This window comes from uncultured Cocleimonas sp., assembly GCF_947495625.1.
GTDB lineage: Bacteria > Pseudomonadota > Gammaproteobacteria > Thiotrichales > Thiotrichaceae > Cocleimonas.
On record NZ_CANLZW010000015.1, the window covers coordinates 48516 to 71231 of the forward strand.

At 39.5% G+C, this 22716-nt stretch carries 18 protein-coding genes and 1 tRNA gene; 9 read left to right on the forward strand and 10 right to left on the reverse strand.

Features of this window, described 5'->3' with window-relative positions; genetic code table 11:
• The first annotated feature begins 57 nt into the window (after positions 1 to 57).
• Genes xseA through Q1A31_RS10085 form a run of 3 tightly spaced genes read left to right on the forward strand, consistent with a single transcriptional unit; the run spans position 58 to position 2035 of the window.
• Positions 58 to 1392, forward strand: a complete 1335-nt coding sequence (xseA, locus tag Q1A31_RS10075; protein WP_299875949.1) for an exodeoxyribonuclease VII large subunit — start codon at positions 58 to 60, stop codon at positions 1390 to 1392.
• Between the two features lie 14 nt (positions 1393 to 1406).
• Positions 1407 to 1814 (forward strand): YchJ family protein, encoded by a 408-nt coding sequence (locus Q1A31_RS10080; RefSeq protein ID WP_299875952.1) that lies wholly within the window; start codon positions 1407 to 1409, stop codon positions 1812 to 1814.
• Positions 1815 to 1846: 32 nt separating this feature from the next.
• Complete coding sequence (locus Q1A31_RS10085) at positions 1847 to 2035, forward strand: CPXCG motif-containing cysteine-rich protein (RefSeq protein WP_299875954.1); 189 nt, start codon at positions 1847 to 1849, stop codon at positions 2033 to 2035.
• 91 nt (positions 2036 to 2126) lie between these two features.
• Here the strand turns inward: Q1A31_RS10085 and Q1A31_RS10090 are convergent, their stop codons facing one another.
• Positions 2127 to 2471 carry a 5-carboxymethyl-2-hydroxymuconate Delta-isomerase gene (locus tag Q1A31_RS10090; RefSeq protein ID WP_299875956.1) on the reverse strand — a complete coding sequence of 115 codons (345 nt, stop codon included), beginning with the start codon at positions 2469 to 2471 and terminating at the stop codon, positions 2127 to 2129.
• Positions 2472 to 2870: 399 nt separating this feature from the next.
• Between Q1A31_RS10090 and Q1A31_RS10095 the strand changes: the two genes are divergently transcribed.
• Positions 2871 to 4166: an MFS transporter gene (locus Q1A31_RS10095; protein WP_299875958.1), complete on the forward strand. Its 1296-nt coding sequence runs from the start codon at positions 2871 to 2873 to the stop codon at positions 4164 to 4166.
• 36 nt (positions 4167 to 4202) lie between these two features.
• On the opposite strand, the gene Q1A31_RS10100 is transcribed toward Q1A31_RS10095, so the two are convergent.
• From Q1A31_RS10100 to gltX, 4 genes are all read right to left on the reverse strand, one after another.
• Positions 4203 to 4994, reverse strand: coding sequence for an ABC transporter substrate-binding protein (locus tag Q1A31_RS10100; RefSeq protein ID WP_299875960.1), 792 nt, complete (start codon positions 4992 to 4994; stop codon positions 4203 to 4205).
• 126 nt (positions 4995 to 5120) lie between these two features.
• Positions 5121 to 6059 (reverse strand): MBL fold metallo-hydrolase, encoded by a 939-nt coding sequence (locus Q1A31_RS10105; protein ID WP_299875962.1) that lies wholly within the window; start codon positions 6057 to 6059, stop codon positions 5121 to 5123.
• A 128-nt stretch (positions 6060 to 6187) separates the two neighbouring features.
• The gene (locus Q1A31_RS10110) at positions 6188 to 6616 is read right to left on the reverse strand and encodes a hypothetical protein (RefSeq protein ID WP_299875964.1); all 429 of its coding nucleotides are present in this window, start codon (positions 6614 to 6616) and stop codon (positions 6188 to 6190) included.
• Between the two features lie 66 nt (positions 6617 to 6682).
• Complete coding sequence (gltX, locus tag Q1A31_RS10115) at positions 6683 to 8089, reverse strand: glutamate--tRNA ligase (protein WP_299876048.1); 1407 nt, start codon at positions 8087 to 8089, stop codon at positions 6683 to 6685.
• A gap of 296 nt (positions 8090 to 8385) precedes the next feature.
• On the opposite strand from gltX, the gene Q1A31_RS10120 reads away from it, so the two are divergent.
• The gene (locus tag Q1A31_RS10120) at positions 8386 to 9336 is read left to right on the forward strand and encodes a DUF808 domain-containing protein (RefSeq protein WP_299875966.1); all 951 of its coding nucleotides are present in this window, start codon (positions 8386 to 8388) and stop codon (positions 9334 to 9336) included.
• 109 nt (positions 9337 to 9445) lie between these two features.
• On the opposite strand, the gene Q1A31_RS10125 is transcribed toward Q1A31_RS10120, so the two are convergent.
• Entirely contained in the window at positions 9446 to 10093 is a 648-nt protein-coding gene (locus tag Q1A31_RS10125; RefSeq protein ID WP_299875968.1) for a DUF3047 domain-containing protein, read from the reverse strand.
• A 156-nt stretch (positions 10094 to 10249) separates the two neighbouring features.
• Between Q1A31_RS10125 and Q1A31_RS10130 the strand changes: the two genes are divergently transcribed.
• From Q1A31_RS10130 to Q1A31_RS10140, 3 genes are all read left to right on the forward strand, one after another.
• On the forward strand, positions 10250 to 12382 hold the full coding sequence (locus Q1A31_RS10130) for an FAD-dependent oxidoreductase (protein WP_299875969.1): 2133 nt from the start codon (positions 10250 to 10252) through the stop codon (positions 12380 to 12382).
• A 7-nt stretch (positions 12383 to 12389) separates the two neighbouring features.
• Positions 12390 to 13172 carry a sterol desaturase family protein gene (locus Q1A31_RS10135; protein WP_299875971.1) on the forward strand — a complete coding sequence of 261 codons (783 nt, stop codon included), beginning with the start codon at positions 12390 to 12392 and terminating at the stop codon, positions 13170 to 13172.
• 227 nt (positions 13173 to 13399) lie between these two features.
• Positions 13400 to 14029 (forward strand): 2-hydroxychromene-2-carboxylate isomerase, encoded by a 630-nt coding sequence (locus tag Q1A31_RS10140; RefSeq protein WP_299875973.1) that lies wholly within the window; start codon positions 13400 to 13402, stop codon positions 14027 to 14029.
• 222 nt (positions 14030 to 14251) lie between these two features.
• On the opposite strand, the gene ilvC is transcribed toward Q1A31_RS10140, so the two are convergent.
• The 4 genes from ilvC to Q1A31_RS10160 all read right to left on the reverse strand — a co-directional run bounded on the left by ilvC (position 14252) and on the right by Q1A31_RS10160 (position 18072).
• Positions 14252 to 15268 carry a ketol-acid reductoisomerase gene (gene ilvC, locus Q1A31_RS10145; RefSeq protein WP_299875975.1) on the reverse strand — a complete coding sequence of 339 codons (1017 nt, stop codon included), beginning with the start codon at positions 15266 to 15268 and terminating at the stop codon, positions 14252 to 14254.
• Positions 15269 to 15377: 109 nt separating this feature from the next.
• Positions 15378 to 15872, reverse strand: a complete 495-nt coding sequence (ilvN, locus tag Q1A31_RS10150; RefSeq protein ID WP_299875977.1) for an acetolactate synthase small subunit — start codon at positions 15870 to 15872, stop codon at positions 15378 to 15380.
• An 8-nt stretch (positions 15873 to 15880) separates the two neighbouring features.
• On the reverse strand, positions 15881 to 17647 hold the full coding sequence (ilvB, locus tag Q1A31_RS10155) for a biosynthetic-type acetolactate synthase large subunit (protein ID WP_299875979.1): 1767 nt from the start codon (positions 17645 to 17647) through the stop codon (positions 15881 to 15883).
• A gap of 348 nt (positions 17648 to 17995) precedes the next feature.
• Positions 17996 to 18072: transfer RNA gene (locus tag Q1A31_RS10160), tRNA-Met, on the reverse strand.
• 206 nt (positions 18073 to 18278) lie between these two features.
• Between Q1A31_RS10160 and Q1A31_RS10165 the strand changes: the two genes are divergently transcribed.
• Positions 18279 to 22529, forward strand: coding sequence for a DEAD/DEAH box helicase (locus tag Q1A31_RS10165; protein WP_299875981.1), 4251 nt, complete (start codon positions 18279 to 18281; stop codon positions 22527 to 22529).
• The last annotated feature ends 187 nt before the right edge of the window (positions 22530 to 22716 follow it).

Here is a 22716-nt window from a genome sequence, read left to right on the forward strand (position 1 = left end):
CCTTCTATCTAGACATATAGATTGAAACTCTTTTTTATTAAATCACTCATTTCCTGAATGCTAAATTCTAACCGAACTATCCTAAGTGTTGCCGAACTCAATTCTGAAGTTAATCAGTTATTAACTCGTGGCTTTCCCTTGTTATGGGTAGAAGGTGAAATTTCTAATTTAGTTCGACCGTCTTCAGGCCATTTGTACTTCACCCTCAAAGACAATAAATCCCAGATTCGTTCTGCCATGTTTCGTAACAGAAATATGAAATTGAGTATCAAGCCAGAAAACGGCATGAAGGTTTTGGTAAGAGGCAGAGTTGGTTTATACGAACCACGCGGTGATTATCAATTAATCGCCGAGCACATGGAAGACGCAGGTGTTGGCCAGTTACAAAAACAGTTCGAACTATTAAAACAAAAATTATCTGCTGCGGGTTTATTTGCTGATGTACATAAAAAAGAACTTCCAGAATATCCTAAACGAATTGGGGTAATAACATCACCTACAGGTGCTGCAATTCGCGACATACTGAATGTGTTACAAAGACGGAGCCCACAAACACCTGTATTGATTTATCCTGTAGCGGTACAAGGCGAAGCATCCAAACTAGAAATTGAAACAGCCATCCGTAGAGCCGACGCCGATAAAAAATGTGACGTTATTATTCTTGCCAGAGGTGGTGGCTCCATTGAAGACCTATGTTCATTCAATGAAGAAAATGTAGCTAAAACAATCTATAACGCCAGTACTCCGATAGTTTGTGGTGTAGGTCATGAAATTGACTTTACCATCGCCGACTTTGTTGCCGACTTGCGCGCGCCAACTCCTTCTGCTGCTGCCGAGCTCATTACCCCGGATAGAAACCAGCTGTATACCGATGTTATTCAAACCAAATTATGGTTAGAAGAACGGATACAAAGAGAGATCTCATCACGCCAACAACATTTAACCTGGTTGCAATCTCGATTAGCATTACAAAAACCATCACAAAAAATTCAGCAACAATATCAAAGACTCGATGAAGTTGAATCACGTATGCATCAACAGCTAAATAAACTATTAGAACAAAAGAAAACTAGCATTACTTATTTACATACCAGACTTAAAGCGACGCTACCCAACAGAAAAATTCAGCAACAAAAACAACAATTAGAACACTTCGAATCCCGGCTTAATCAAAGCATGCAAACGAAGTTGACCCAATCAAGATCGCTATTCCAATTAAAGATGGCAACTTTAGATAGCATAAGCCCGTTAAAAACATTAGATCGTGGTTATGCCATTGTAAAAAATAAAGACACCGATGCTTTAATCACATCGATTAAGCAAACAGATAATGTGAAGGCTATTTCTATCAAATTAAAAGATGGTGAATTTGATGCGAACATCACTCAATAAAGTTTGATTAAACAATGAGTAAATCCCCTAATTTATGCCCTTGTGGATCTAATCAAAAATACACTATTTGTTGTGGTAAATATCACAAAGGTAAACTTCACGCGCCTACTGCAGAAACGTTGATGCGTTCTCGATATAGCGCGTATGTTCTAGATCTACCTCAGTACATCTTCCGCACCTGGGATGAAGATACCCGACCAACATTACAAAGCTTAAGAGAAGGTAAAACGGAAAACTTTATTTCCTTGGAAATTCTGTCATCAAAGAATGGGGATATTAATGAAAGAGATGGCACGGTTGAATTTATCGCTAAATTCAAAGTTGGAGATGAAATATTCGAACATCATGAAAACAGTACTTTTAAACGAGTAAAAAATCACTGGGTTTATGTTGAGGCAATCAAAACAGTTTTAAAAACTTAGACTACACTGTAGTTATAGAAGGATAAAAAATTATGAACGGACTAGAAGCAAAAACCATCCAGTGTCCCTACTGCTGGGAAATGTTTGAAATAACCATTGATTGTTCAGTTAACTCACAAGAATATGTGGAAGATTGTGAGGTCTGCTGTCAACCTATCTTGATTAAAGCGACCGTTTCAAATGCGGGCGTTCCAGAAGTTGAAGTAAGCCGTGAAAGCTAAAATCGCGATTTAGAACAGTTATCGAAACTTGTTTATAAAAATCCTATTAGTCCTATTTACCCAGTTAAGCCAATTCATGCAAAGTGAGGAGCTAAGTCACTTTTTTCGAATAGCTCGCTGTTTCCATCTCTACAATTTCAACCGTTATCGTTACACGTTTCAAAGATAAACCATCAAATTCTGATAAGACTTTTTCAGACAATTCTTGTCGTTGCTCTTCTGTCCGCCCCTCTAAAATCCTTAAAGTTACGTGAATAAAACCTGCCTGTTTCACATCTCCTTTTTGGTAATACTCATAAGACTGTGTGCGCAGTTTAATATGATCCAGCTCAAACAATGCTGACTTTTTAGCCCCCGTTAAAACGGTATCTATAAGTTGTTGTTGATTAACACTTGAGAGAACATCTTCTGAATGTTCGATAATACAATGCGGCATAAAGCACCTTTTAAACTATTAATAAACTATTAACTATTGATAATGTCACCCCCCTACTTTTAAGTGACTTTTCATTTTGTTATTTAAAATAACCAAAGGAACTTATGCTTTGCGGAATGATATTACGTTTTTGTTGTTTAAAAACGTAAATAGAATTTATGCTTCGCGAAGTGACTTTTCATTTTGTTATTTAAAATGACCAAAGGAAGTTATGCTTTGCGGAATGATATTTACGTTATTATTCTTCTAAAACGTAAATAGGATCTATGCAGAGCAAAGGACTTTTTTGCATTTGTTTAAATACACAAAGTGATGATACCCTCAATGAAACTTTTAATAATCAAAAATGAACACTAACAATAATTAAAAACAACCATTGGGGACGCTGGGGAGCAAACAATGTCGATCAAACAGAGCACGACTGAGGGTAATTTACGGCCTTGGTACTGGATTCCGACCTTATATTTTACCGAAGGACTTCCTTATTTCGCGATCGTCGTGCTTTCAACCTTTATGTATAAAAGCTTTGGCTTAAGTAATAGCGAAATCGCTTTTTATACTGCGTGGTTTTATTTGCCCTGGGTGATAAAACCGTTGTGGAGTCCGTTTGTAGATATCTATCGAAGCAAACGTTTCTGGGTTATCAGCATGCAGCTATTACTCGGTGCGGGTCTTGCTGGAATCGCATTAACCTTACCATTAGATAATTACCTACTTTATTCACTAGTGATATTCTGGTTGCTCGCGTTTAGTTCTGCCACCCACGATATCGCAGCTGATGGCTACTATATGCAAGTGCTGGATAAAGGCCAGCAAGCTTTCTTTGTGGGAATTCGTTCTACCTTTTACCGAATCGCAATGATTACCGGACAAGGTTTAATTGTGATTTTAGCCGGTAAACTTGAAAATATTTACGACGTAAGAACAGCATGGCAGATCACCATGGCTTTACTGGCAGTAATTTTAGTTGGCGTTTCCATTTACCATGCTTTTATTCTCCCTAAAGAAAACAGTCAGTCACGGTCATTAGCATCAAAATCAACATTTGCTTCTTATTTGGAAGTGTTTAAAAGCTTCTTCCGCAAGCAACATGTCGTTTTGTTTATCGCTTTTATTTTGTTATACCGACTCGGCGAAGCACAGCTTGGCAAAATCGCAAGTCTATTTATGCTCGATCATAGAAGCGCAGGCGGATTAGGATTAAGTACGGAAGCCGTTGGTTTTATCTATGGAACGGTAGGAGTTTCTGCCTTGGTCGTTGGCGGAATATTAGGAGGCATTCTAGTTTCGCGACATGGGCTAAAAGCATGGATATGGTGGATGGCATTGGCTATCAATCTTCCCGATATTGCCTATATCTATATGGCCTATCAGCAGCCAGAAAGTTCTTTGGTGATACACGTACTGGTAGCGATAGAACAATTCGGTTATGGCTTTGGTTTTACCGCTTTCATGATGTATTTGATATACATTGCCGAAGGAAATTTCAAAACCGCACATTACGCAATCGCCACAGGGTTTATGGCAATGGGTATGATGATCCCGGGAATGTTCAGTGGCTGGATTCAGGAACAGCTAGGCTACCCACACTTCTTTATCTGGGTAATGATTGCCACGATTCCTGCTTTTTATGTAATCTCAAGATTACCTTTGGAAAAGGATTTTGCAAAAATGAGCAGAAAGAAAAAAGATTAAACAAGCCAGGCAGTGTTTGCTGTTTGCCAATCAGATTTAGTCAACTATCTCAGTAACCATTTGATTCGCTTCTTTAGATGTATATTTCTTTATAGCGTTATCTACGAAGCCATCCTTCAGCATTTCGGCTAAGGTTTTGTTTATTTCTGGTAATAATTTAGATTGGCTAATATGTAAACGCATAGATACATCTATAGATGGTCCAATATCATACGCTTCTTTATAGTTTTCAGAATCATAGTTAAGTTGTTTTATCCAATACTTCAGTTCCTGGCGATCAACTACAATTCCATCAATACGCCCAGCTTTGAGTAAAATTAGATTGGTATCATGTTGCTGACTATCTTTTCTTATAATCGATTGATTGTGAAACGCTTCGCCAATAGATAAATCGTAGTTATATCCTAATCTTGTTCCAATGATTTTATCTTTAAAATCCTTAACATAATTGCTACTCGTTTCTGTGGTTTTTCTCGCATAAATGACGTGCTGAACCTTGAAATACGGAATTGAGTAGACAGATAAATGTTTATAGGCAGAGCGCCATGTAGGATTTGCGGCTGGTTCTAAATCTAATTCACCTTTTTGAAAATAGGTTAGCATCCGGTTTTGAGGCAACCTGATGATTTTAAGGTCGAGACCCATCCGCTTTTCAACTTCTTTCAAAACATCAAACGCAATACCACTTATATCCGATTCGTTTTGAAAAATTTGATAGGGTGGCCAATACGTAATGCCAACGCGTAAAGGCTTATCAGCAAATACTATGGATGTTAGTGCCAGCTGACTAACTATACATACTAATAAAAAAACTTTAATACGCAACATACATAAAATTCTGATTATATGAATAAAAATTAACTTTAATTTTAATGAGCGAAGGACAAATCATAACAGGAAAGAATAATAATACTCACAAAATTATACTGAAGGTGCATTTATCTCTAATCTCAACTACTCAAATTCCATTTCAGTATAAACCTTCTGTGCATTTCTCCCAGAGAGGGAATCATAATTGAGAAGATATTTATACGCTGACTGATCAACCTTACTAATTTCAGAAATATCGCCATCATCATCGATAAATTCAGCCACCGAATCTCGAAGTGAGGTTAAATATCCATAGGTATCTTTATCGGCTGTTTCCAGCGTCGTTGGATTTCCGTGACCCGGAATAATATGTTCGGGGTTATGTGCTGCCATCGCTTCGTAAACCGCCACCCAGCTTTTGCTATTAGAATGATCCATGATGCCTAGCATTCTTTCGATATAGACAATATCTCCGGTGAACATAACTTTTTGTTGTGGCAACCAGATAAAGCTATCTCCCGGAGTGTGCGCCTGCCCTGCATGCGTAATTTCGAAATTAACTCCGCCCAGTTCAAAATTATATTCTGTATCAAAAGTAGTATCGGCATAGACCGCTTCAGTGCCTTTTATACCTTCATCACCGACTAATGTTCCCAGCCTAAAAAATTGATCCTGAGTTCTAGCTTTTTGATCTTCAACCGCATCATTACTGGCAATGATTTTTGCACCGAGCTTTTTAAAGTAGCCATTCCCCAACCAGCGGTGATCTTGTCCACCCGTGTTGATAACCGTAACGATGGGTTTATCTGTTATGCCTTTGATGACATTGTGGATTTTTTCAGCACCTTTATAGGTTGCACCTGCATCAATTAACACCACACCTTTATCTGTAACTACCACACCAAAGGTAGAGTTGTTACCGAGATTTACCGGGCTACGATTACTCAATTCGCCGACGATCGCATAGACATTATCTGTTATTTTTTTAAGCGTTAAATCAGAAGCTGCGATAACAGAGTTATTTAAAATCAAAGCAGAAACCAGCAATAGTGAATTAACAAAAAGTTTGATGGAACGTGTCATTTTATCCTCGCAGTTGGTAATAAAAACATCATATAAAACAAGATACAGAACGGGTTATTAAATAACCAAGGGATAATAAAAGGTCACCCCCCTACTTTTGATGCTATTTTTGTTAACGGTTTAAATAACTAAACTTTTCCAGAATAGTTAATGGTAAATACATTCGACTGTACTTTTCCTTCGTAGCTCATATCATATTCTTGCATCAGTAATTTGGTCACATCTTTAGCCACATTTTCCTGAATCATACTCAAGGATAAATGTGCATCAAAATAAGCAAGCGCAAAACACAGTGAGAAATTAATTTTCTCGTCTATATCGCGACTATTATAATCATCTAAAAAAGATTCTTTTACAGATGCTTGCGCGTGTTTTATAAAGTTTGAATCCTGAATATCCCTATTTTCGCAGGCCTTGACGGTAGCAATTTCTATTAACTGTTCTTTTTGCTTGTCGCTTGGAAAGGGATTGTTTTGTTTTAGCTCATCCCAGGCAAGTATCAATGCTTGATAGGCTTCATCAGCCCATTGTTTGTTGTTTTGCGGATAACTTTTCATAGTTTTCAGTCAGTAGGGGAATGAATAAGTCACCCCCCTACTTATAGGGTGTTTTTATAGATCCTGTTAATCAGCGTATTTAGCGGTGGCGAAAGCCACTGCTTTTTCCATTCTTTCCAAAGTGCGTTTTTTGCCGATAAGATTGATCGTAACATCAAGTGATGGCGACATCGCGACACCAGTTACAGCTACACGTAATGCTGGGCCGACTTTACCCATACCCAACTCTAACTCTTCACAGGTATCCTTGATCACAGCATCGATGCTTTCAGTATTCCAGTCATCTACCGCAGAAAACTTATCTAACAGATTCTGTAAAATACCCGGCGTTGCCGTTTTGAAATGCTTTTTTGTAGCGTTCGCATCAAACTCTTCAAAATCCTGATAGTAATAGCGGATATTTTCAGCGAGTTCTTTTAGCGTTTTAGCGCGCTCACGGTGTGCTTCAATCACATCAGTAATCGCTGGGCCGTTGGATATATCCAGATTTTGATTTTCCAGATGCCATTGCAAGTGTTCAGCAATTTCTGCAGCCGGTAAGGTTTGAATATATTGCTCGTTTACCCAAATCAGTTTTTTGGTATTAAAGGTCGATGGTGCCACGTTTACATTTTCAATTTTAAATAAATTGATCATTTCTTCGCGGCTGAATATTTCCTGATCTTCGTGAGACCACCCCAGACGTAATAAATAATTTAGTAAAGCCTGTGGAATAAAGCCATCATCTCGATATTGCATTACGCCCACCGCGCCATGACGTTTCGATAGGCGTTTGCCATCATCACCCAGAATCATAGGCACATGGGCAAATGCAGGTAGTTTCGCTCCCAACGCTTCGAACAAGTTGATTTGACGCGGGGTGTTATTGATATGATCATCACCACGAATCACGTGCGTCATACCCATGTCTATATCATCAACAACAACCGTTAAGTTGTACGTAGGAACGCCATTTGGACGCGCAAGAATCAAATCATCCAGCTCACGGTTATTGATAACGATATCGCCTTTCACCAAATCATGGATAACCACATCGCCTTCGAGTGGATTCTTGAAACGAACCACAGAACCTTCTACCGGAACATCTGTACGGTGACGACATTTTCCGTTGTATTTAGGTTTTTCTTTATTTGCACGTTGCTGTTCGCGCACTGCTTCCAGCTCTTCAGGGCTACAATCACAACGATACGCTTTGCCTTCATCCAGCAATTGCTGAATTACTTCTTTATAGCGATCAAAGCGATCTGTCTGGAAGACCGGCCCTTCATCATAATCCAGACCCAACCAGTTCATACCATCGAGAATTGCATCGATAGATTTTTGTGAGTTGCGTTCCAGATCGGTATCTTCAATTCGCAGAATAAACTTACCGTTATTCTGTCGTGCATAAAGCCATGAATATAACGCAGTGCGAGCACCGCCAATATGAAGATCACCAGTAGGACTAGGAGGAAAACGAGTAACAACCATGATATTAATCTGTTTAATTTTTAGAGAAACGAAGGGTAGCATTTAGCGCTGAAAAGCGCGAGAAATTGCCATCCAGAATATTAATAAATCATCAAATAAATTATAGGAAGTACACTTTTAGATTACTAAGATTATGACTATTAAATTAGTCACCCCCCTACTTTTAGGCTCTTTTTTATAAAACTGGAACAAATCTCATAATTCTTTCCTACAGATTATGACCACCTATTATTTTCAAAACTAAAACCCTGAATTTAATGATATTATCCAGTTTCAAAAATAATTAGTAGGAACCGTATATGGCTGCTGGCAGTTTATTAGCGTTGTTAGACGATATCGCGACTGTATTAGACGATGTCGCTGTAATGAGTAAAGTAGCAGTGAAGAAAACTGCAGGCGTACTGGGTGATGATCTGGCATTGAATGCAGAACAGGTTTCAGGCATTAAAGCTGATCGAGAGATTCCAGTGGTTTGGGCAGTAGCGAAAGGCTCGTTCAAAAATAAACTGATTTTAGTACCTGCAGCTTTAGCCATCAGTGCTTTCATCCCCTGGTTGATTACACCTTTATTAATGCTAGGCGGCGCTTTTTTGTGTTACGAAGGTTTCGAAAAAGTAGCACATAAATTACTACATTCATCTGATGAAGATCAAGAGCATCACAAGGAGCAACTAGAAGCACTGCAGAATCCTGAAGTTGATATGGTCGAATTCGAGAAGGATAAGATCAGCGGCGCGATTCGCACCGACTTTATTTTATCCGCTGAAATCGTTGTGATCGCCCTGGGTACTGTCAAAGATCAATCATTCCTGATTCAAGCATTAGTGGTATCAGGAATAGCGCTATTTATCACCATAGCCGTTTACGGTCTGGTCGCAGGCATTGTAAGAATGGATGACGTAGGTCTTCATTTAATTAAAGACACAGCCAAATCAACGTGGGCAAATATTAAACGCTCTATTGGCAAAGGCATTTTGATATTCGCGCCTATTTTGATGAAAACGCTGACGATTGTTGGAACCGCAGCGATGTTCTTAGTAGGTGGTGGTATTTTAGTACATGGTTTTCATGATATTGGCGAAGGCGTAATACACTTCAGTCAATCACTTAAAACCTTACCACTGGGAGATTTCTGGTCAGCAATTACACCAACATTACTCAATGGATTATTTGGTATTGTGGCGGGTGGCGTTTTAGTTCTATTCTTTAAACTGGTATCGCCTGTTTATGCAAAATTTAAAAAGAATTAGAAAGCATTAGAAAAAATAAAACGCATAAATCGTGCGTCACTCACCTTTCAATAAATCAAAAGGTGAAGTGACGCGCTGAAAGTACTAAAACAGATGATTAGAATTCACATCACTGTTCAGTAAAGAAGATATCTCCATACGCTGCTGTCATTTTTCTTTTACTGTTATCAGTATCTGTCATTACTGCAACAGCATCTATTTTTGACAGATCTTTACCATAAAGCTTTCTAAAATCTTCTTTCACGTTGCGCTTTTCATATTGCCAAGCACCAACAGGGCCCTTCTGCCCTTTAACAGCCATCATCTTAGCGTTTTTAGGTAAAAAGGCATTACCCCATGTTGCACCACGCGCCTGATTGCTTGACCATACATAATTCATTGCTTTTGAGTTCCATGGGAACAAACCACCATCAATAATAACGTAGATACGAGCAGCATAATCATCACCTGCCTTGCTTTGCTCGTTTAAGCCCTTAAGCTGAGTATCAATTTTCCAACTCCAATTAAGAACCGGGGTTTTATTCAAATCGACTTTAATCTTTTTAACCAGCCCGGAAGCCGAGCTATTACTAGTCGCTTTAAGAACCTTACGTCCAGAGTCACTCACAATGTTATACACTGTAGTGCCACTGAATGATTTCTGCTCCCATCCTGCCAAGTCTCCTGACGAAAATTGGCCTATTGGTAATCTGTCAGCAGCTAAGGCATTACTGCTTATCGCTATGACAGTGACGAGTTGTAGTATCTGTTTTATCATGTGTAAGTTTCTCATTTCATTATAAATATATAATTCTAATTCTCTTTGTCACGCTCTATGTAAGGTGATATTGAGCATGTTCAATCTAACTTACGCATCTATGTTTGATTCGGTTGCGTAAAGAGATGTAAATTAACTAACCCCGAATAAAAAACCATGAATAAAAAAATATTTATAATAGCATTCATAATCAGTCTTATAGTCGCGTTCTTCCTATTCGACTTGCAGCAATACTTCTCTTTAGACTATATCAAAGAACAGCAAACAGCCTTTCAGCAATATTATGCTGATAACACCGTATTAACGTTACTGATTTTCTTTGTTAGTTATGTCGTTATTACCGCACTCAGTTTGCCAGGCGCTGCAATCATGACCATTCTTGCTGGCACTTTATTCGGTTTAGTAACGGGTACGATTATGGTTTCTTTTGCCAGTACCTTAGGTGCTACTTTTGCTTTTTTAACAACAAGATATTTACTCCAAGATACAATGGAGTCACGCTATCCTGAAAAGCTTAAGTCAGTGAATGAGGGTATACAAAAGGAAGGTGCATTCTACTTATTTGCCATGCGCCTGGTTCCTATTTTCCCTTTCTTCTTAGTCAACATTGTTATGGGGCTTACAAAACTCCCTGTTCTAACATTCGCACTAGTTAGTCAAATAGGAATGTTATCAGGCACTATCGCTTATGTTTTTGCCGGTACACAATTAGCAAAAATTGATTCACTGTCAGGAATAATTTCTCCCGGCCTTATCTTTGCCTTCGTCATTCTCGGTTTATTCCCACTGGCTGCACGCAAGGTCATGGATAAACTACGCGCCAATAAAGTTTACGCTAATTATGAGAAACCAGAAAAGTACGACAACAACCTGATAGTTATAGGCGCTGGCGCTGGTGGACTTGTGTCTTCCTATATTGCTGCAGCGGTCAAAGCGAAGGTCACTTTAATCGAAAAACACAAGATGGGTGGTGACTGTCTGAATACTGGCTGTGTACCGAGTAAAGCAATTATCCGTACTGCGAAGTTACTTTCTGAAGCACAGCATGCCCCGCGCTACGGCATAGAAAAAATGAAAGCTGAAGTTGATTTCAAATCGGTGATGAATCGCGTTCATGATGTCATCCGCAAGATAGAACCTCACGATTCAGTAGAACGTTATACCGATCTAGGCGTAAACGTCATTCAAGGCGAAGCTAAAATTCTTGATCCATTTCGTGTTGAGGTAAATGGCGAAGTATTAACCACACGAAATATTATTGTCGCGACGGGTGCTAAACCCTTTGTTCCAGCAATTCCGGGGCTTGATAAAGTCGACTATCTGACTAGCGATAGCCTGTGGGAGATCGATGAATTACCTCAGAGATTTATAGTTTTAGGAGGCGGACCGATAGGTTCTGAACTCACTCAAGCGTTTGCTCGTCTTGGATCTCAAGTGACTTTGATTGAACGCGAAGAACGCATCTTAATCCGCGAAGATGAAGATGTTTCAGCGCTGGTTCTTGAAAGCTTCAATGAAGATAAAGTAGACGTGCTCACTCAACATGAAGCGGTTGAAGTAATTCAGCGTGATGGTCAGGATATTCTGGTCTGTAAACATAATGACAATACCGTCGAAGTACCTTTTGATAAATTACTTGTTGCTATCGGACGTAAAGCTAATGTGACAGGTTTTGGACTGGAAGAACTTGGTGTGGAAATTAATCCAAATGGCACAATTACCGCGAATCAATTTCTAGAAACCAACTACCCTAATATTCATGTGGTTGGCGATGTTACCGGTCCTTATCAATTTACCCACACAGCATCTCACATGGCATGGTTTGCCAGCGTAAATGCCTTATTCGGCTTTGCAAAACGTTTTAAGGTCGATTATCGTGTTATCCCATGGGCAACTTTTACTGATCCTGAAGTATCACGCGTTGGGCTGAATGAACAGGAAGCTAAAGAACAAGGTATACCGTACGAAGTAACCAGCTATGACATTGATGATCTTGATCGTGCAATTGCCGATAGTGCTGACCTCGGTTTTGTTAAGGTGTTAACTCAACCAGGCAAAGATACCATTCTTGGCGCTACCATTGTTGGTAAAGACAGCAGCAGCATGATTGCAGAATTTGTTTTAGCCATGAAATATAAACTGGGTTTAAATAAGATCCTTGGAACCATACATATTTATCCAACGATGTCTGAAGCAAACAAATACGTTGCTGGTGACTGGAAACGTAAAAACGCACCGGAAAAACTACTCGTATGGGTGGAAAAATTCCATACCTGGCGCAGAGGCTAATTAACTAATGAATGATCTTATCGCGAATGAGCCCCAAATACGGCTGTTCGCCTTTTTAGGAATACTTGCCATCATGATTGTATGGCAAGTACTGAAGCCACGTCGCGCTTATGTAAAACCTATTAAAGAAAAGGCTAAACGTTGGGCCAACCATTCATTGATGATGGTCATTTCAACCCTGCTTTTAAGATTAGCATTACCCTTCTCCGCGACTGCATTTGCACTGTATATTGCCGACAATGACCTCTCCCTATTCGGAATTAGTACACCTTTAGTTTTAGGCGTAATTTTATTAGATTGTTTAATTTATTGGCAGCATCGAATCTTTCATAAAGTCCCGCTATTGTGGAAATTACATCGTGTACACCATAGTGATGAAACCTTAGATGTCACTTCCGCTATACGCTTTCATCCGATTGAAATCTTTCTCTCAATGCTGATCAAATTTTTAGCAATATGGTTATTTGGCTTATCTGCGGTGACCGTTCTGGTTTTCGAGATTATTCTCAATGGAATGGCGATGTTTAACCATAGCAATGCGAGAGTTCCAGGAGATAGTATTTTACGTTGGCTGATAGTTACCCCTGATATGCACCGGGTACATCACTCGGTTTACGGTAGGGAAACCAATAGCAACTATGGATTTAATATTTCACTATGGGATAGGATTTTTGGCAGTTACATCGCACAACCCAAGGATGGACACGAAAACATGACTATTGGCCTGAATGAATACCCGGGAGGAGAAAGTCGCCTTAAAGGTTTATTGCTAATGCCTTTCAAGAGATAGTGTATCCAGTAATACTGTAATTTTTTTATCGCTACGGTATTACAAATTTACAAACATATTGACGCTGGATGGCTTTTATTCAGTTGTACTAAATCTGTTGTCTTTAAAAAAGTACCTAGCTCTGCATAAATTCTATTTACGTTTTTAAAAAAGTGCCTATAAGTACGGGGGTGACCTATTTCATATAGTATTCAATCACTACTGCCAATTACTGCTAATATTTCAGTATGAAAAAAATTGACTGGTATTTCGACTTTATCTCGCCCTTTGCTTATCTATCTTTAAAACGTTTCAATACGTTACCTGTAGATATCGAAATTAATCCTATACCCATTTTATTTGCGGGATTACTCAATCACTATGACACCAAAGGACCCGCTGAAATTAAAAGAATGCGCGAATATACCTTTCGACATATCGTTTGGCTGGCGCAACAATATCAAATTCCATTAACCCTTCCTCCTGCTCACCCATTCAACCCGCTCAAGTATTTACGCTTAAGTCTATTAGTAGAGAACGACCTGAAAGCTATCGAATCGATTTTTGATTTTATCTGGAAAGAAGGCCGCAGCGCTGAAAATGAAACTGACTGGAATACACTATCTAAGGCTCTGAATATTACCAACCTGGAATCTAAAATTTCTCAACAAACCATTAAAGATCAGCTGCTACAGAATACACAAGATGCTGTTAAAACGGGCATCTTTGGCGTTCCTACTTTCGTTGTAGATGATGAATTGTTTTTTGGACAGGACTCGATGGTATTTCTAACCGAGTATTTACAGAATCCCGAGATCCTTCACTCAAAAGCAATGAGCTTAGCGGATATGCTCCCAGAGGGAATTACCCGAAAATAGCAGACTAAAAAACCTGCTATAAGTAGGGGGGGGGTCTTTTTGCTAATACACAAAAAAGCCCAGCAGGTGCCGGGCTTTTAAATCTAATAAAAAGATTATCAGAGTATTTGAATTTTGCTTTAGATCAAGGCGTCTGCTGCGCAGAATGTGAGCGTACATTAGTACGTGACCATTCGAGCACAGCTGACAACGCAGAGATTAAGCGAAAGCTAAATGCTCTAATTAGTTCTTCTCTTGATCGACGATCTTGTTTTCAGTAATCCAAGGCATCATAGAACGTAATTTCGCTCCAACAACTTCAATACCATGCTCTGCATTCTTACGACGGTAGCCTGACATTGATGGATAATTACCAGCACCTTCAGCGATGAACTGCTTTGCATACTCACCCGTCTGGATATTGTGAAGTGCTTGTTTCATTGCTGCACGTGACTCGTCATTAATGACTTTAGGGCCAGTTACATACTCACCATACTCAGCATTGTTTGAGATTGAGTAATTCATGTTCGCGATTCCGCCTTCGAACATTAGGTCAACAATAAGCTTTAGCTCGTGAAGACATTCGAAGTATGCCATTTCTGGCTCGTAACCAGCGTCTACCAATGTTTCGAAGCCAGCTTTAACTAGCTCTACTGCGCCACCACAAAGTACTGCTTGCTCACCAAATAGGTCAGTTTCACACTCATCACGGAAAGTAGTTTCGATGATACCAGTACGGCCGCCACCAACACCTGATGCATAAGAAAGTGCGATATCTTTTGCTTTACCAGAAGCATCTTGCTCAACAGCGATTAAATCTGGAACACCGCCACCACGCACAAACTCAGAACGTACTGTATGTCCAGGAGCCTTAGGTGCGATCATGATTACGTCTAGATCTTTACGTGGAACTACTTGATTAAATAGAATCGCAAAACCATGTGCAAATGCTAATACTGCGCCTTGCTTGATGTTTGGCTCGATTTCGTCACGGTATAAATCAGACTGGAACTCATCTGGAGTCAAAATCATGATTACGTCAGCTTCAGCAACTGCCGTTGGTACGTCAGCAGTCTTAAGGCCGTAACCTTCAGCTTTAGCGATAGATGAAGAACCAGGACGAAGACCAACAGTGACATCAACACCAGAATCTTTAAGGTTAGCAGCGTGAGCATGGCCTTGTGAACCAAAACCGATGATGGCTACTTTTAAGCCTTGAATAATAGAAAGATCACAGTCTTTATCGTAAAAAATATTCATTTTAAAATTTCCTTAAAGTATATTACTTTGATAATTAAATAACGTTAATTAGTTCTTTCTAATTAATCAGTTATGTTCTTTATTTAATGCAGTTTAAAAAGTTATAAAACTACACTGTTAGAGAGGCATTTCCTCGTGGAATTCCCATTGCACCAGATCGAACCACTTCTACTATCTTATGAACTCTCATAGTATCTAAAAAGCCATCTAGCTTTTGTGGATTACCTGTAATTTCGATTGTATACATGTGATTACTAACATCGATGATACGACCACGGAAGATATCCGAAAGACGCTTAATAGACTCACAAGTGTCCATTTCTTTGGCAACGACCTTAACAAACATCATTTCGCGTTCGATGTGAGAATAATCAGATAACTCCATCACTTTTACCACATCAATCAACTTGTTTAATTGCTTGACGATTTGCTCGATAGACGCGTCATTACCTTTAGTAACAACCGTCATACGTGAAAGTGTTGGGTCATCTGTTGCGGCAACAGTCAAAGATTCGATATTGTAACCACGTTGTGAAAACAGACCAGAAACGCGAGATAATGCCCCAGCTTCGTTTTCCATTAATAGTGAAATTATATGTCTCATGTTTTTACTCAGTCATTCTTGATCAGTTTACTTTTTAATTTCGCATCTTTTATGGCATCTTGCTTATTAAGATACATTTCATTGTGACCGTAACCCGCTGGAATCATTGGGTATACATTACCTTGCTCTTCAACTGCAAAATCAAGGAAATGTAAGCGCTTTTTATCTTCTACTGCTTCGCGCAATGCATCTTCAACATCCGATGGTTTTTCAATACGTCTACCGACATGACCGTAAGCTTCTGCTAATTTAACAAAGTCAGGCAAGGATTGGTTATACGTCATTGCATAGCGCTCTTCGTAGAAGAACTCCTGCCACTGACGAACCATGCCCAAGTAGCCATTATTTAGATTGATAATATTTAAAGGTAGACCGTATTGTTTACAGGTACCTAATTCTTGAATACACATTTGGATACTGCCATCACCCGTAATACAGGCTACGGTTTCATCGTGATTCGCAAATTGAATACCCATCGCTGCTGGCAAACCGAAACCCATTGTTCCTAAACCACCTGAATTAACCCAACGTTTCGGTTTATTGAATCGGTAGTACTGCGCTGCAAACATTTGATGTTGACCAACGTCAGAGGCAACAAAAGCATCTCCATCAGTCACTTTGCAAAGCATATCAACAACATACTGAGCTTTGATGATTTCATCGCCTTGTTCATACGCGAGACAATCAAGAGCCTGCCAGGTTTTAATCTCTTTCCACCAGGCATCGTATGCAGATTTATCAGGAACTATATTTTGCTCCTTAATTTCAGCTAGCATCGACTGCAAGACTTCTTTCACATCACCTACGATAGGATTATGTGCGTGTCTATTTTTAGAGATTGATGCTGGATCAATATCTATATGGATCACTTTTGCGTCGGGTGAAAACTTTTTCAAATCTCCTGTTACACGGTCATCGAAACGCGCACCCACACAAATAATCAAGTCTGAATGATGCATCGCACGATTCGCTTCAACTGTACCATGCATGCCTAACATGCCGATAAACTGAGGATCATTTGACGGATAACAACCTAAACCCATTAGGGTATTAGTCACCGGAAAGTTATATAAACGACCAAGCGCTGTAAGTTCATCCGCTGCTTTCGATGTTATTACGCCACCACCTGCATAAAGCACAGGCTTTTTAGCTTCACCGATCATTTTGATCGCAGACTTAATTTGTTTCTTGTTACCTTTAATCGTTGGTTGATAAGAACGCATCACCAAGTCTTTAGGGTATTTAAATTCTATTTTCTTCACCGCAGGATTTGTTAGGTCCTTAGGGATATCCACAAGTACTGGACCTGGACGACCCGTAGAAGCAATGTGAAATGCTTTTTTCATCACCGGGGCGATGTCTTCAATACAAGTCACTAAGAAGTTATGTTTTACACAGGGACGGGTAATACCGACAATATCAATTTCTTGAAAAGAGTCTTTACCGATCAAATCTTTAGGAACATTGCCTGAGATGACGACTAAAGGAACCGAATCCATATACGCATCAGCAATACCTGTGACGGCATTTGTAGCACCAGGGCCAGAGGTTACAATACAGACACCAGGCTTATCGCTAGTTTTTGCATAACCTTCTGCAGCATGGACCGCACCCTGCTCGTGACGAGCAAGTATGTGTCTAATTTCACCACGGTTTTCTGCTTTGTACAGTTCATCGTAGAGAAAAAGAACTGCTCCACCCGGATAACCAAATATGGTATCAACGTTTTCCGCTTTTAGACATTCTATAAATATCTCAGCGCCTGATAATTTCACGTAAAACTCCTACATTTCACAACGAACTAAAGTTCGACATAGTAATATGAAAACTACACTCTATCCAGTCGAATATAGCGCTTTGGCGATATTCTAGACCCTTTTGAAAGAGTACGTTTATGTGTATATTAATCTTATGTATTAGCACACAGTAATATGGCTTTACCTCAACAGTTATTAATGAACTGAATTAAGGGTCTATAAGGATTAAAGTCACCCCCCTACTTTAAGGTAGTTTTCTTGGGATAAACATATTACTTCTGAGTAGCACAAGTAAAAAAAAGGCCACACTATTGTGTGGCCTTTTAAAGTAATCAGCATTTAATCTAAATGCTGATTACTTATATATGGTGGCTATACCGAGATTCGAACTTGGGACCCCATCATTATGAGTGATGTGCTCTAACCAGCTGAGCTATATAGCCAAAACCGTTTTGCCATTCGGCAAAAACAAGGTGCGCTAATATAGTGATTGTAAATCCCCCTGTCAACCATTGAAACACGAAAAATTGTGTCTATATCAAAGATAAATATTCAGACAAGAGCAGACGTAAGAGTTAAAACATTTTATAATTGTTCGGTTCACCTCCATCTTCACCTCCACCTATAGATAAAAATAGAAATTATAATTATGAGTCTTAAAAGTTTTGACCCCGCAGCATTTAGAGATTTACCTAAACTACAACGCTCACTAATTCAAATCCTCGCGATTGTGTATGCACCTGTGGCAGCAACGCCACTTGCCAGTTGTGCGCATAGACTTGGCATAGATGACCCGAATATTAATGATAGTTTCACCTTACACAGTTTACGTCCTATTCTAGTTGATCTGATTCATGACAATTGGGTAGAAGGCAGTCAGGGCAAATACATGGTGCCTGATGAGATCAGAGACGATGTGCTATTAAGTGCTATTGAAGAAGGCGTCTTTAATTCATACGCTGATCAGGTTTTACAATCCTTCTCTGCGACCGAATCATTTGGTCGAATCTTATGGCAGAGTGTTGAACATGGCTTATCACATGCCAGAATTTATCTCTTTCAAGGTAAAACAGAGAAACTTGATAGTACATTGGCACTTTTATTTGAGCGCTACCAATACCGCGAATCAGAACTAATCAATCCAGGTTTTTACCCCTCTACTTTTGGTTCACCAGCGAATCCAAAACTCTTATCTGTTCTCAGTGATGAAATGTTCAGCATGGCTTTTATTGGTCTTTCTGAATACAGTCTGGATGGGCTGCATAAGCAAACTGAATTGTGGGAACTGCTTGAACAGAGAAAACAAAACATACCTAACTTAGCCAGCTTTGAATTTCTGTTATTAGAACCTCAAGCCCGTTACAGTTTACTTTCGGGGGATTCTGAGTTATTCCCTACTCTACCTCCAGCCACAAGCACGCAATCTAGTTCGATGTTGTCGAATGATGATAATAGTACTTATGATGACCGACATATATTTTGGCATCTAGCAAATTCTGCCAAGCAACTGATTCATGCCAATAGTGAAAGTTCTATTCAGGCTTATGAAAATGCGACTGATCTTTATCGTGATGTTTATTCAAAACGTAAAAATTCAATGGTGCTTTTTGGAAATGAATTAGAAAAGTTTTACTTACTCGCATTAATCACCTCTGGTGATAAACAAAACCTCGTAAATGCGCAGAAAATATTCAAACTATTAGAACAAGATATAGATCATCAAATACTCAGTGCCTATACCGATACAGCCGTAACCGGAATTTTCAACTTTAATGCATCATTAAAAGAACTAGAAACCAATACATACAGCGTATTGTTTTATTCTTTGATCAAGCATTGGCTAGGTCAGAAACTCTCAGACGGTGTTCAAGATATTCTCGAAGCGAAATACAACCGCGCCAGTAATGGACAATACTTATGGTTAAAAGCGGAATACGCACATGCTTTAGGATTATTTGCAGAACAGCAAGAAGATAAAGAAAAATACAAACTAGAAGCTGAAAAAATTCACCAGCAATTGAACACCTCTACCCTTTTCGATCTTGTGAAACCACAAGCAGAATGGGAGCGTGCTTTAAACGCAATGAATCAACTAGTCAGCACCGATGCAGTTGGCGGTTCGAATGATGAAGAGCGTGTTGTATGGATGCTAGATGTAGATAAATACAATGAATATTCACTCACGCCCAAACTACAAAAACGTACCGCTGCTGGTGGTTGGACTAAAGGACGTAATATTGCACTAAAACGTCTAAAGAAAGAAAGACAGGAATTACCGCAACTCAGTGATCAAGATATGGATCTGGTCTCAGCAATTTTTGAACAACCCGATTATGATGCTTACTACCACCGCGGTCCGCAATTTTCGCTTGATCTAAATAGCGCATGGCCAAAGCTGGTGAATCATCCAAATCTATACTGGGATGGCGCTCGTAATACACCAATCGAATTATCACAAGGCGAATTCGAATTACTCGTCAGTGAAGAAAACGAAAATTTACGCATAAGCTTTTACCCTGCTTTCGACAATAGTCAGGAAGACAGCCAATTCCTTATTGTCAAAGAAACACCTACCCGTCTTTGTATTTACCAGAAGAACGAGCAGGTAATGCGCCTCAGTGAAATAATATCAAACGGTATTGTAATCCCAAGAGAAGCAGAAAAAGACCTACGCGAGACGTTAGGTACATTAGCACCAATGATCAGCATTCAGTCTGATCTTGAAGGCGTTGTGGACGCTGAAGAAAAAGAACCTGATTGCCGCATTCATGCAAATTTATTGCCTTATGGCGAGGGTTTACGTGCAACCTTACGTGTAAAACCTTTCGGAGAATTTGGCGCTTATTTCCCACCGGGTCATGGACGAGCCAAACTTTCCATCGAACATAATGGTGTACGCTATAAAACAACGCGTAATCTAGAAAAAGAAAAAGATTTATTAGACTCCTTATTACAACACAGCAGCATACTCGGCGAAGAAGATGAGTTTAATGACGAGTATCTTCTAGATGAACCGCAGGATTGTTTGGAATTATTAGAACAGCTACACAGAGAAGCCGATGCGACAGAAGAAGGCGAAGAAGCCAATGTGATCATTGCTTGGCCAGAGGGTGAAGTGATGCGTATCGCTTCGCACTTTGATACTAATAACCTTCGCCTAAGTATCAATAAGAGTGGTGATTGGTTTAGCCTAGATGGAACAATTTCAACCGATCCAAGTTTGATAGTTTCACTTAAACAATTACTCAATTTATCTGCAAACAATAAAGGCCGCTTCCTGAAAATGGAAGATGGACAATATTTATCGTTAACCCACCAGTTTAGAAAGAAACTCGATTCGATTCATCGTTATGCAGAAATAGATGGTGACGGTGCGAGAATCAGCGGACTGGCATCTCTCGCCCTGGAAGATCTAACAGATATGGTTGGCGAACTGAGTGTCGATGAAGCCTGGGAAAAGCATATTCGTAATATCGAAGAACTTGATGATCATAATCCGCAAGTACCCTCTACGCTACAAACAGAGTTACGTGAGTACCAAGAAGATGGCTTCAAGTGGATGAGCCGTCTCGCTAAATGGGGTGTTGGTGCTTGTTTAGCAGATGACATGGGTTTGGGTAAAACGGTACAAACACTGAGTATTTTATTAGAACGTGCAAGTCTGGGGCCTGTGTTAGTGGTTGCTCCAACATCTGTTAGTAATAACTGGGAATCTGAAATTCAAAAATTCTCGCCGACGTTAAAGCCTCATTTCTATCGTGAAGGCTGCCGTAAAACTCTGCTAGAAAATGCAGGCGCATTTGACGTGGTCATTGCGAGTTATGGACTACTACAACAAGACTCAGAAGAGTTTATCGAGAAAAAATGGGCAACAATCGTTTTAGATGAAGCTCAGGCCATAAAGAACATAAACGCAAAACGTACAAAAACAGCTCATAAATTACAAGGTGATTTCAAACTGGTAACGACGGGTACACCGATCGAAAACCACCTTGGTGAATTATGGAGTATTTTCAGATTCCTTAATCCTGGACTTCTTGGTACACAACAGCAGTTTATGCAGCACTACATCAGTCCAATAGAAAAAGACAACGATGCCGATGCACGTAATCACCTAAAGAAGTTAATCCAGCCATTTATATTACGTCGTACCAAAACTCAGGTACTGGATGAATTACCACCTAAAACAGAAATTACGGTTGAAATTCCATTGTCTGAAGGCGAACGTAGCCTGTATGAAGCTGTACGTAGTAGCGCACTAGAAAATCTTGCTCAAGACAAGAGCAAGCCTCAAAGTGGTGAGCACCTTAAAGTACTGGCAGCTATCACCAAGCTTCGTTTAGCTAGCTGTCATCCAAAATTGGTGATGGCAGACTCCACACTCTCAAGTAGCAAACTTGATCGTTTTGGTGAGCTCTTAGAAGAGCTGATCGAAAATAATCACAAAGCACTGGTATTTAGTCAGTTTGTTAAATACCTGTCTATCATTCGTGAATATCTGGATGAACGTGGCATTAAATATCAATATCTTGATGGAAGTACACCCGTAGCACAAAGAAAGGCGCGTGTTGATGCCTTCCAGGATGGCGAAGGTGAATTATTCCTTATCAGCTTAAAAGCCGGTGGTTCAGGATTGAACTTGACCGCAGCTGATTACGTTATTCATATGGATCCTTGGTGGAACCCAGCTGTGGAAAATCAGGCATCGGATCGTGCACACCGTATTGGACAAACACGTCCTGTGACTATTTATCGCCTGGTTGCTGAAAATACCATTGAGCAAAAAATCGTTAAATTGCATAAACACAAAAGAGATTTGGCAGATAGCTTACTTGAAGGTTCTGATATGAGTGGTTCAATGAGTTCCGATCAGATGCTTGAGTTAATGCGTGAAAATTAATATTTATGCCTTAGAGTAAATATTAATAAGTGTCGGACATAAAAAATCACCCTATCTTGATAGGAGAAGCTAATCAGGATAGGGTGATTGAATACTAAGAAGACTATTGCGAGTTTTCATTTAGTACGGTTTACTATACATACAATTATTTGCTTCGCAAGGTAGGATTTCCTACCCTAATAATTTT